This window comes from Brevundimonas sp. (assembly GCF_036405315.1).
GTDB lineage: Bacteria > Pseudomonadota > Alphaproteobacteria > Caulobacterales > Caulobacteraceae > Brevundimonas.
The window spans coordinates 1-11153 of record NZ_DASWXW010000175.1; the positions used below are offsets into that span (position 1 = coordinate 1).

The window sequence follows — 11153 nt, forward strand, 5'->3', positions numbered from 1 at the left end:
TCTTGGCCAGCGAGCCGCGCACGCCCTCGGCGATGAAGACATACTTGCCGTGCAGTTCCAGACCGGGCTGGAAGTCGCCGGTCGGCTTGCCCTCGCGGTCGATGCCGAAGACGCCGGCGACGACGCCCTTCACCCGGCCGGTCGGCTCATCCCAGACGACATGGCTGGCGGCCATGCCGGGATAGACCTCGACGCCCAGGGCCTCGGCCTGTTCGGCCAGCCAGCGCGCCACATTGCCCAGGGAGGCGATGTAGCAGCCGTGGTTGTGCATGAAGGGCGGCATGGCGAACATCGGCAGCGAGGCCTGCCCCTGCGGGCCCAGCACCAGGAACTTGTCCGTCTTGACCGGGGTCTCCAGCGGCGCGCCGCGTTCCTTCCAGTCGGGGAAGAGCTCGTTCAGGGCCTTGGGATCGATCACAGCGCCCGACAGGATATGGCCGCCGATCTCGGCGGATTTCTCCAGAACGGCGACGGAAATCTCTTTCCCGTCCTTCTCGGCGCGCTGCTTCAGACGGATGGCGGCGGACAGGCCGGCGGGGCCGCCGCCGACGATGACGACGTCATATTCCATGACCTCGCGCTCGACGCCTTCCAGCGCCTCGGCCGGCGGCAGCTTGTCGATCACGGCTTCCTGCCAGGCGTTGATCGCGCCGCCTTCGATCGCTTGCTCAGCCATCTTCCCCTGAATCCTCGTTATCGTCGTGGTTATCCGTCTTATCATGAGGTGACGCAGCGGCGGTCAAGGCTTATCCCTGTCACGGAATGACGCCCCAGCCCCTTGAGACCGCCGCAACCGAAGCCCTCCTCGCCTTCTGGCGCGATGCGGGGGTGGACGCCTGTTATCTGGATGCGCCGGTCGACCGCACCATCTTTGTCGCCCCCCCCGCGCCCCAGGTGATGCATAAAGCCTCGGCCACGGTCACGGCTCTGCACGGGGGCCAACACGGAGGAATGTCCAGCGCGGACGCGGTCAACGAGGCGCGTCGCCTGGCCGCCGCCGCAACAACGATGGACGAACTGGCCGAAGCGGTCGCCGCCTTCGAGGGCTGTCCCTTGCGCGCCATGGGGGCCAAGCAGGCGGTGTTCGGGCGCGGCAACGCCAAGGGCTCCATCCTGCTGATCGGCGAGGCGCCCGGCGAGACCGAGGACCTGCGCGGCGAGCCTTTCGTCGGACAGGCCGGGCAACTGCTGGACCGGATGCTGGCGGCGGCGGGCCTGGCCGATCAGGTCTTCATGACCAACACCGTCTTCTGGAAGCCGCCCGGCAACCGCCCGCCCTCGCCGCAGGAGCAGGCCGCCTGCGCGCCCTTCGTGGAGCGCGCCTTCGCCCTGATGCAGCCCAAGGCCGTGCTTCTGGTCGGGGCGGCGGCGGCGAAATCGGTGCTGAACACCGACGAAGGTCTGATGAAAATTCGCGGCCAATGGCGCGAATGGAGCCCGTCCGAGGGCGGGATTTCGACCCCCGTCATGACCACCCTGCACCCCGCCTTCCTGCTGCGTCAGCCGCAGGCGAAACGGGTCGCCTGGGCCGACATGCTGTCGCTGGCGGCGCGTCTGGATACGGCCCAGGTTGAGCCGAAAGCCTGACTGGGGCATGTTAGGCGGCTGACGACCAGTCCACAGAGCGCTGATGATCCCGACGTCGAGAAGGGAGCCGCGCCGACGAAGGGGGCCGCCGCGTATGTTCCTTTTCCGCCGCGCGACCCTCGCGCCCCTGCTCGCTGCTGCGCTCTGCGCCACGGTTGCGCCTGCCGCCCTGGCCGCTGAATCCGGCGCCGACGGCGGGACCGCCTATGTCGCGAACGACTCGGATCGGACGCCCACGGCCCTGAGCAGCGAGGACCGTCTCAGCTACACGACCGCCTTCGACGCCCTGCGTCGCGGCGATCTGGAACTGGCCCGCAATTCCGCCCGCCAGGCCCGCGACCGCGTCCTTCTGGGCCAGGTCGAGTTCGAGCGCCTGTTCCACCCCACCCACGTCGCCACCTATGACGAACTGGCGGCCTGGCTGGAGACCTATTCCGACCTGCCGATGGCCCAGCGGGTCTATACTTTGGCCATGCGCCGCATTCCCGACGGCGCGCCCGAGCCGAAGCGCCCCGGCAATCTGCTGGAACGCACCTGGGCCAGCGTCACCGGCGCGAGCGCCAGCGACGGCGGCGTCGCCGATCCCGCCAAGGCGGCGCGCGTGGCGCTGAACAATGATGATCTGGCGGGCGCCTATCGCATGGGCGCCGAGATGGGCGACTGGTGGAGCGCGGGGCTGGCGGCCTGGCGGCTGCATGAATACTCCGACGCCTTCCGCGCCTTCGAGCGCGTGGCCGACGACCCGACCGAGGACCCCTGGGTTCGCGCCGGCGCCGCCTTCTGGACCGCCCGCGCCGCCGCCCAGTCGGGTCGTCAGGACAAGGTGGCCGAGCATCTGCGCAAGGCCGCCCGCTGGCCCGCCACCTTCTACGGCCAGATCGCCCTGCGCCAGCTCGGCGAAGAACCCGTCATCGAGAACATGGGCCCGCGCGCCTATGGAGCGACGCTGCAACGCGCCAGCTTCACGCCCGAGCCGACCGGCGTGGACGCCCGCGAACTGAACGCCTTCATCCGCACCGACGAGAGCGCGCGCCGCACGGTGGCCCTCTATGAAGTCGGCCGTCGCAACGAGGCGGAGGAAGCCGCCCGCACCGGGATGCGCTCAGCCGGCGACGACGGCGCGCGACGTCTGTGGGCCGGCCTCTACCGCACCGTGGCCCCGAACCGCGCGGCCCAGTCGGACGCAGCCCGCATCGACGCGACCCGCTATCCCATGCCCGACCTTCAGCCCGAGGGCGGCTTCACTATCGAAAAGGCGCTGGTCTACGCCATCGCGCGCAAGGAAACCGACTTCAACGCCAACGCCCGTTCCGGGGCCGGCGCCTACGGCATGATGCAGGTCATGCCGGCGACCGCCGCCTACATGACCGGGGATCAGGGCTATGTCCGCAGCCCCGAGCGGCTGTTCGTGCCGGCCACAAACCTGAAGCTGGGTCAGGACTATGTGAACCGCCTGTTCCAGATCGAGTCCTTCCAGGGCGATCTGTTGAAGGCCGTGGCCTCGTACAACGCCGGGCCGGGACCGATGCTGGCGGCGGTGCGCAAGCTGGGGCCGGACGCCGACCCCCTGCTGCTGATCGAGACCATCGACGTGCCTCAGGCCCGCGAATACGTGGAAAAGGTCGTGGCGGCCTACTGGATCTATCAGCGAATGCTGGGCGCGCCGTTGAACACGCTGGACGCCGTGGCCTCGGGCGCGAAGGCCGTGCCGATCCGCTTGGACTATGTGGCTCCGCCGCCGGTCGCGCCGATGCAGGTGGCAGAGGCCGCCCCGGTCGCTGGAACGCGCTAAAGCCTGTTCAGACCACGCTGGACAGCAGCATGGCCCAGACAAAGGCGAAAGCCAGGGCGGCCATGAAGTAGCCGCGGGCGACCTTGCCCCAGTTGGTGTTCCGACTGATCGTCCGCATCACCTGTCCCCCACGGCCCGACGCCGCGAGGGCAGATTGTAACACCACTCGTTAATCGCCGGTTTTCGACCAGGCTTAAGCGACGTTAGCCAGGGCGTCCTCGCTCCAGGCGATAAAGTCCGGCTGGGCCAGCAGGGCGTCGACATAGGCCCGGGCGACCCCGTCCACATCGCCGTGCGCGGCCAGGTCGATCTGGAAATGACGCACGCGCGCCGCCACCGGCGTGAAGAAGGCGTCGGCGATCGACCATTCGCCATAGAGATACGGACCGCCGGCGCCGAAGCGGGCGCACGCCTCGCGGAAGATCTGCACCAGACGCCGGATGTCGGCGGCCGTGGCCTCGCCCTTCGGCGGAGGGCTGCGGTCGGGGCCGACCATGGCATGGTCCGGGGCCATGCCGCATTCGGTGCGCAGGGCCATGAACCCCGAATGCATCTCGCAGACCACCGACCGGGCCTGCCAGCGCGCATGGGCGTCGGCGGGCCACAGCCGGGCCTCGGGATAGCGTTCGGCGCACCAGACCGAGATCGACAGGCTGTCCCAGATGGTCTCGCCGTCGACCTTCAGCACCGGCACCCGCCCGGCGGGCGAATGGCGGGTGATCTGCTCGGCCGTGTCGGGCTGGTTCAACCGCACCACCGTCTCGGTGAAGTCCGCGCCGCAGCGTTTCAGCACCAGCCAGGGGCGCAAGGACCAGGTGGAATAGAGCTTGTCGCCGATCACCAGTTCCATGGTTGTCGCTCCCTTGAGGCCATGCGCCATCAATGACTGGACGAAAGCTTCAGCACAACCAGGCCGGAGACGATCAGCACCAACCCGCCGACCCGCATCGGCGTCAGGGCCTCGCCCAGCACCATGACGCCGACGATGAAGGCGCCGACCGCGCCGATGCCGGTCCAGATGGCGTAGGCCGTGCCCAGAGGCAGGGTCTTCATGGCCATAGACAACAGGCCGAAGCTGACGATCATGAAGGCGATGGTGCCGATGGTGGGCCAGGGCTTGGTGAAGCCGTCCGACGCCTTCATCAGAAAGGCCCAGACGACCTCGAGGACGCCGGCGAGAAGAAGGAAAATCCAGGCCATGACAGTCTCCCTTGCATGGCGAGCCGGGTCGTCCCGGCGGTCATGCCCAATGAAGGGAGAGGTCGTCCTCTGAGGCCCCTATCTGGGACAAGGGGGCGAGAAGTCAATGGCGAACCTTGACTCCGAAGCCCCCGCGACCGACAGGACGCGTCCATGATCACGCGCTATACCCGCCCCGAAGCCGTCGCCATCTGGTCGCAAGAGACCAAGTACAAGATCTGGTTCGAGATCGAGGCCCATGCCGCCACCAAGATGGCCGAACTGGGGGTGATCCCGCAGGACGCCGCCGACGCCATCTGGGCCAAGGGCAAGGACGTCGTCTTTGACGCCGATCGCATCGACGAGATCGAACGCACCACCAAGCACGACGTCATCGCCTTCCTGACCCATGTGTCGGAAATCGTCGGCGAGGAAGCCCGCTTCCTGCACCAGGGCATGACCTCGTCGGACGTGCTGGACACCTGCTTCGCGGTGCAGCTGGCGCGCTCGACCGACCTGCTGCTGGGCGGTGTCGATCGCGTCCTGGCCGCGCTGGAAGTCCGCGCCAAGGAACACAAATACACACCGACCGTGGGCCGCTCGCACGGCATCCACGCCGAGCCCGTCACCTTCGGTCTGAAGCTCGCCGGCTATCACGCCGAGTTCCAGCGCGCCAAGCGCCGCCTGATCACGGCGCGCGAGGAAATCGCCACCTGCGCCATCTCGGGCGCCGTCGGCACCTTCGCCAACGTCGATCCGGCGGTTGAGCAATACGTCGCCGACCAGATGGGTCTGGCCGTCGAGCCCGTCTCGACCCAGGTCATCCCGCGCGACCGTCACGCCGCCTACTTCGCCGCCCTGGGCGTCGTCGCCTCGTCGATCGAGCGTCTGGCCGTGGAAATCCGCCACCTGCAACGCACCGAAGTCCTCGAAGCCGAGGAGTTCTTCGACAAGGGTCAGAAGGGCTCGTCGGCCATGCCGCACAAGCGCAACCCGATCCTGACCGAGAACCTGACCGGCCTGGCCCGTCTGGTCCGCTCGGCCGTGACCCCGGCGATGGAGAACGTCGCCCTGTGGCACGAGCGCGACATCAGCCACTCCTCGGTCGAACGCGGCATCGGCCCCGACGCCACCGTCCACCTGGACTTCGCCCTGCACCGTCTGGCGGGCGTGATCGAGCGGCTGAACGTCTATCCCGAGAACATGCAGAAGAACATCGACCGCCTGGGCGGCCTGGTGCACTCGCAACGGGTCATGCTGGCCCTGACCCAGGCCGGCGTGTCGCGTGAAAACGCCTATGCCGCGGTTCAGGAGAACGCCATGAAGGTCTGGCGCGGCGAGGGCCGCTTCATCGACTTCCTCAAGGCCGACGCCCGCGTCACCCTGCCCGCCGATCAGTTGGAAGCCCTGTTCGACCTCGGCTACCACACCAAGAACGTCGACGTGGTGTTCAAGCGGGTCTTCGGCGAGGGCTGAACCGGCTGAGCGAAGGCGCGTGATCATGCGAAAGCGCGCCTTCGATCCGATCGTCGACGCGAACACCCGGCTGCTGATCCTCGGCAGCCTGCCCGGCGAAGCCTCTCTGGCCGTCGGCCAGTATTACGCCCATCCGAGGAACGCCTTCTGGCGGCTGATGGGCGATCTGCTGGATCAGCCGGATCTGCATGAGCGCGCCTACGTCGACCGGCTGGCGGCGCTCAGGGCGCGCGGCGTCGGCCTGTGGGATACGGTGGCCGAGGCCGAGCGGGTCGGCAGCCTGGACGCCGCCATCCGCCTGCCCGTCCACGCCGACCTGCCGGGCCTGGCCGCCGCCCTGCCCGCTCTGAAAGCCGTCGCCTTCAACGGCGGCAAGGCGGCGCAGCTGGGGCGGCGCATCCTGGCGGGGTCAGCGATCCCCCTGATCGACCTGCCGTCGTCCAGCCCCGCGCACGCAATATCCTTGTCGGCAAAGGCGGAGAGCTGGGCCATACTGGGCGACTTCCTTCGCGATTAGGTCGGCCGCTCGATGATTCTGACCCTGTCCTGCCCCGACCGCCACGGCATCGTGGCGGCCGTCTCCGCCTTCCTGCTGGAACGGGACGCCAACATCTCCGACGCCCAGCAGTTCGGCGACGCCCTGAGCGGCTACTTCTTCATGCGGGTGGTGTTCGAGCCGATCGCGGGCGACGCCGAAGACGCGATCCGCGCCGCCTTCACGCCCCTGGCCCAACGGTTCGACATGGACTGGACCTTGCGCGGACCCGAGCCGCGCAAGGTGATGATCCTGACCTCGCGGTTCGATCATTGCCTCGCGGACCTGCTGTATCGCTGGCGCATCAACGAACTGCCGATGCAGGTGACTGCCGTCGTGTCCAACCACCCGCGCCACATGATCGGCCACGTCGATCTGGGCGACCTGCCCTTCCACCACCTGCCGACGAGCGGCGACAAGGCGGCGCAGGAGGCCCAACTGCTGGCCCTGATCGAGGCGACCGGCGCCGAACTCGTCGTCCTGGCGCGCTATATGCAGATCTTGTCGGACGACCTGTCGGCGAGGCTGGCCGGGCGCTGCATCAACATCCACCATTCCTTCCTGCCAGGCTTCAAGGGCGCCAAGCCCTATCATCAGGCCCATGCCCGCGGCGTGAAGGTGATCGGCGCCACAGCGCACTACGTCACCGCCGACCTGGACGAAGGCCCCATCATCGAGCAGGACGTGGAGCGCATCAGCCACCGCGACGCCCCCGCCGACCTGATCCGCAAAGGCCGCGACATCGAGCGTCGCGTCCTGGCGCGCGCCGTCTCCCACCATTTGCACGACCGCGTCCTGATGCACGACGGAAAGACAGTTGTTTTCGCCGACTGAGGAGGCGCGGCGATCACGGACAACGCCGGAAAATTTGAACCATTTACCCCGCTCGCCCGTAGTTCCCCCCGACGCCGCCCCCCCCCAACCGAGCGGACGTCGATGGAGAGACGCCATGAAGATCGCCCAAACCGCCGCCCTCGCCACCGTATCCGCCGCCGCCCTGCTGGCGCTCGCCGCTTGCGGCGACAACGAAAGCAAGGTCGAAAAGGCCCCGGTCGAGGCCATGCCGCCGCAATCCGCCGCGATGGCTCCTGCTGCAACCGCTCCGATGGTCGGCGGCGTGGCCATGAACCCCGCCGACAACATCGTCGCCAACGCCTCCAAGGCGCCGAACCTGACCACCCTGGTCGCCGCGATTCAGGCCGCCGATCTGGCCACGACGCTGCAGGGCGCAGGCCCCTTCACCGTCTTCGCGCCCGACAACGCCGCCTTCGACAAGATTCCGGCGGCCACGCGCGAGGGCTGGATGCAGCCCGCTCAGAAGGCCGCCCTGACCAAGGTTCTGGTCTATCACGTCGTGCCCGGCCGCCTGACCGCCGCCGACATCGCCGCCGAGGCCCAGAAGGGCGGCGGCACGGCCAGCCTGACCACGGTTCAGGGCGAGAAGCTGATGATCAAGGACGCCGGCGGCGGCAAATGGACCATCACCGACGCCAATGGCGGAACCTCGGCCATAACCCAGGCCGACGTCGGTCAGTCGAACGGCGTGGTTCACGTCATCGACACGGTGCTGATGCCGAAATGATCGCCGTGAACCAAAGGCGCGATCGCGCATTCTGACATCGCGCCGGACGCCTATCGCGTCAGACGCCGTTTTCAGGCGAGGTTTCCCCCAAGCCCCCTGGAATCAAGAAGGGCCGCGCTTCCTGAGCGCGGCCCTTTTCATTTGCATCATCGGCGTGAAAGCGGGCGGCGCCAGCCTCAAATTTCGCGCGCGATGTTGAACCGGCGCGACGCGACCATGCCGCCGCCGATCAGCAGCAGGCCGGCCAGACCCCACATCGTCCATTCACCGACCGTCGGCACGGCGGCGGGAGCGGCGTTCACGGTATGCGACGCCGTGCCGGCGGAGTTGGCGCAGATGCCGTTCCCGGAGGTGTAGGCCAGATTGAGCGTGCGGACGCCGGCGGTGGGAAACCCGACTGAGCACGACCCCGTGGACGCGCCCGCGCCCGGCGTCAGGCTGGCCGTGCAGGACACCGGGCTCGCGGCGTCAGAAATCAGGACCGAGCCCGTGCAGGTCGACACCGCATCGCCTGGCGTGACCGTGACCCCCAAGGTCACAGATCCGCCCGGCGTCGAGGCGCCAGGGGTCTGCGAAGTGACCGCGACAGTGCTGGGGGTCGAGAAGCCCGCCTGCGCGGCGCCCGCGCCAAGAAACAGAGCCAGAACCGTGCCTGCAGCCAAGCCTGCGGCGGCATTCTTCATGATCATGAAGTTCCCCTTCAATTTACCGCAGAGGTAGCCGATCTCGATCTAGACGACCAGCGTTATTCAATTCGGGAGCCAGACGCCCTCAGGAGCGCAGAGGATCGGCCAGAAGCGCGGGCAGGCTCGCCCCCCCGGCATCGCCCTCGACGCCCAGGGTCATGACCGCCCGCTCCGCCGCGGGACGACGGCGATAGGTGCCGAACAGCCGGTCCCAGACGGACAGGACCATGCCGAAATTGCTGTTGCCCTCGTCCATACGCACCGAGTGATGCACCCGGTGCATGCCGGGGGTCACGACCACCAACCGCAACGCCCGGTCGATCGGCTCGGGCAGACGGACGTCGGCATGGGTCACGAACTGCCACAGGGTGGCGATCAACCCATAGGCCAGGATCACCAGCAGGGGGACGCCGAGAACCGCAAAAACCACCAACTGAAGGGCGGCGCCGGCCAGGGATTCGATCGGATGGTGACGGACCCCGGTCGAGGCGTCCACGACCGCATCGGAATGATGCGCCCGATGCAGCCGCCACAGCCAGGGCGCGCCGTGGAAAAGGGCATGGCTCAGATAGGCCAGCAGGTCGATCAGCAGGAACGACACGACGACCAGCAGCCAGGCGGGCAGGCCCAGGCCGGTCAGCGGCGGGAAATGCAGCAGGCCTCGCACCCAGGCCGCCCCCTGAAGCATCAGCGGCGAGGCCGCGAAGACCAGACCGAAGCCGATCAGGAACAGGGCGGCGTTGGCGAACCAGCGCCGCGCCCGCGGACGCCGGTCGATGCTCAGCGGAAACAGAGCCTCCACGCCCGCGAGGACGACGAACGCCAGGGCGGTGAGCAGAAGCTGCCAGTGCGAGGATTGAACGAGAAGCTCGGCCACGGACGCTTCCCGTTCGGAGGATTATTCGCCGGCGCGGATCTGTTCGCGGGCGATGGAACCCAGTTCGTCCATCTTGGAGCGCAGTTCGCCCTCGGACACGGTCAGACCCGAGCCCTTGAAGTCGCCGGCGACTTTGCGGAAGACGTCTTCGTCGCCCGGCTGCTCGAAATCGGCGCGAACCACGGCGGCGGCGTATTGCTCGGCGCTGTCGGCCGACAGGCCCATCTTCTCGGCCGCCCACAGGCCCAGCATCTTGTTGCGACGCGCGATGGCCTTGAACTCTTGTTCCTGATCGAGGGCGTACTTGGTCTCGAAGCCCTTTTCCCGATCGTCAAAGGTCGTCATGCGGTCGTCACTCCAGTGGCGGACGAAAGTGCGGTCCGCATGGCCCGTCTATAGCCCCCTTCCGTCCGAACGCAACCGGACTTGCGGTCGCGGATCTGACGCTGCGTCACGGGAGGATATTTGTGTCACAGACGCCCTTCGGTTAAAGGGCGTCCCGTCTTATATAGCCGCTGTCGATTCAGGATCGCGCCGCCCATGATCGCCGGGGCCGCGCGTTTTTCGTTTTGAGGCCGTCCGTTTTCTTCCCGTTCGGGACCCGATTGATGAACACCAAGCGCAAGAAGCTCTACGAGGGCAAGGCCAAGATCCTGTACGAGGGTCCTGAGCCGGGCACGCTGATCCAGTATTTCAAGGATGACGCGACCGCCTTCAACGCCCAGAAGAAGGCCGTGCTGGAAGGCAAGGGCGTCATCAACAACCGCATCAGCGAATTCATCATGTCGCGCCTGAACTCGATCGGCGTGACCAACCACTTCATCAAGCGCCTGAACCTGCGCGAGCAGCTGATCCGCGAAGTCGAGATCATTCCGCTGGAAGTGGTGTGCCGCAACATCGTCGCCGGCTCGCTGGCCCAGCGCCTGGGCCAGGAAGAGGGCACGGCCCTGCCCCGTTCGATCATCGAATTCTACTACAAGAAGGATGAGTTGAACGACCCGATGGTGACGGAAGAGCACATCACAGCCTTCAACTGGGCCACGACCCAGGAGCTGGACGACATCCTGGCCATGACGGTGCGGGTGAACGACTACCTGTGCGGCATGTTCGGCGCCGTCGGCATCACCCTGGTCGACTTCAAGATCGAGTTCGGCCGCGTGTGGGAAAACGACTTCGCCCGCGTCATCCTGGCCGACGAGATCAGCCCGGACTCCTGCCGCCTGTGGGATTCGAACACCGGCGAGAAGCTGGACAAGGACCGTTTCCGTCGCGACATGGGCGACGTGATCGAAAGCTATACCGAGGTGGCCCGCCGCCTCGGCATCATGAAGGACATGCCGACCGTGATCCAAGGAGGACTGCACTAATGGCCAAGGTGAAAGTTCACGTCTTCCTGAAGCCCGGCGTCCTGGACGTTCAGGGCAAGGCCGTCGAAGGCG

General features: G+C 67.3%; 14 protein-coding genes. 8 read left to right on the forward strand and 6 right to left on the reverse strand.

The window, feature by feature from the left end; all coding sequences use genetic code 11:
- On the reverse strand, window positions 1-571 hold a 571-nt coding region (locus VGE49_RS10895; RefSeq protein ID WP_331034588.1), incomplete at its 3' end, for an NAD(P)/FAD-dependent oxidoreductase.
- 191 nt (window positions 572-762) lie between these two features.
- Between VGE49_RS10895 and VGE49_RS10900 the strand changes: the two genes are divergently transcribed.
- Window positions 763-1587, forward strand: a complete 825-nt coding sequence (locus VGE49_RS10900; RefSeq protein ID WP_331034576.1) for a uracil-DNA glycosylase — start codon at window positions 763-765, stop codon at window positions 1585-1587.
- Between the two features lie 94 nt (window positions 1588-1681).
- A complete protein-coding gene (locus tag VGE49_RS10905; protein WP_331034577.1) occupies window positions 1682-3379 on the forward strand; it encodes a lytic transglycosylase domain-containing protein in 1698 nt (565 codons plus the stop codon).
- Between the two features lie 193 nt (window positions 3380-3572).
- Here the strand turns inward: VGE49_RS10905 and VGE49_RS10910 are convergent, their stop codons facing one another.
- Together VGE49_RS10910 and VGE49_RS10915 are read right to left on the reverse strand one after the other, a co-directional pair.
- Complete coding sequence (locus tag VGE49_RS10910) at window positions 3573-4229, reverse strand: glutathione S-transferase family protein (protein WP_331034578.1); 657 nt, start codon at window positions 4227-4229, stop codon at window positions 3573-3575.
- 29 nt (window positions 4230-4258) lie between these two features.
- Window positions 4259-4579 (reverse strand): DMT family transporter, encoded by a 321-nt coding sequence (locus VGE49_RS10915; protein WP_331034579.1) that lies wholly within the window; start codon window positions 4577-4579, stop codon window positions 4259-4261.
- Window positions 4580-4732: 153 nt separating this feature from the next.
- Between VGE49_RS10915 and purB the strand changes: the two genes are divergently transcribed.
- The 4 genes from purB to VGE49_RS10935 all read left to right on the forward strand — a co-directional run bounded on the left by purB (window position 4733) and on the right by VGE49_RS10935 (window position 8151).
- The gene (gene purB, locus VGE49_RS10920) at window positions 4733-6034 is read left to right on the forward strand and encodes an adenylosuccinate lyase (protein WP_331034580.1); all 1302 of its coding nucleotides are present in this window, start codon (window positions 4733-4735) and stop codon (window positions 6032-6034) included.
- A 25-nt stretch (window positions 6035-6059) separates the two neighbouring features.
- Window positions 6060-6551 carry a DNA-deoxyinosine glycosylase gene (locus tag VGE49_RS10925; RefSeq protein WP_331034581.1) on the forward strand — a complete coding sequence of 164 codons (492 nt, stop codon included), beginning with the start codon at window positions 6060-6062 and terminating at the stop codon, window positions 6549-6551.
- Window positions 6552-6563: 12 nt separating this feature from the next.
- Window positions 6564-7403 (forward strand): formyltetrahydrofolate deformylase, encoded by an 840-nt coding sequence (gene purU / locus VGE49_RS10930; RefSeq protein ID WP_331034582.1) that lies wholly within the window; start codon window positions 6564-6566, stop codon window positions 7401-7403.
- 115 nt (window positions 7404-7518) lie between these two features.
- Window positions 7519-8151, forward strand: coding sequence for a fasciclin domain-containing protein (locus tag VGE49_RS10935; protein WP_331034583.1), 633 nt, complete (start codon window positions 7519-7521; stop codon window positions 8149-8151).
- Window positions 8152-8327: 176 nt separating this feature from the next.
- Here VGE49_RS10935 and VGE49_RS10940 read toward each other — a convergent pair whose 3' ends face one another.
- The 3 genes from VGE49_RS10940 to VGE49_RS10950 all read right to left on the reverse strand — a co-directional run bounded on the left by VGE49_RS10940 (window position 8328) and on the right by VGE49_RS10950 (window position 10059).
- Entirely contained in the window at window positions 8328-8840 is a 513-nt protein-coding gene (locus VGE49_RS10940; RefSeq protein ID WP_331034584.1) for a hypothetical protein, read from the reverse strand.
- Between the two features lie 82 nt (window positions 8841-8922).
- Window positions 8923-9714, reverse strand: coding sequence for a sterol desaturase family protein (locus tag VGE49_RS10945; protein ID WP_331034585.1), 792 nt, complete (start codon window positions 9712-9714; stop codon window positions 8923-8925).
- Window positions 9715-9735: 21 nt separating this feature from the next.
- The gene (locus tag VGE49_RS10950; protein ID WP_331034586.1) at window positions 9736-10059 is read right to left on the reverse strand and encodes a DUF1476 domain-containing protein; all 324 of its coding nucleotides are present in this window, start codon (window positions 10057-10059) and stop codon (window positions 9736-9738) included.
- A gap of 263 nt (window positions 10060-10322) precedes the next feature.
- Between VGE49_RS10950 and purC the strand changes: the two genes are divergently transcribed.
- Both purC and VGE49_RS10960 read left to right on the forward strand, forming a co-directional pair.
- Window positions 10323-11081, forward strand: coding sequence for a phosphoribosylaminoimidazolesuccinocarboxamide synthase (gene purC / locus VGE49_RS10955; RefSeq protein WP_331034587.1), 759 nt, complete (start codon window positions 10323-10325; stop codon window positions 11079-11081).
- A partial coding sequence (locus VGE49_RS10960; protein ID WP_331034589.1) for a phosphoribosylformylglycinamidine synthase subunit PurS occupies window positions 11081-11153 on the forward strand: 73 nt, incomplete at its 3' end. The genes purC and VGE49_RS10960, both read left to right, overlap by 1 nt.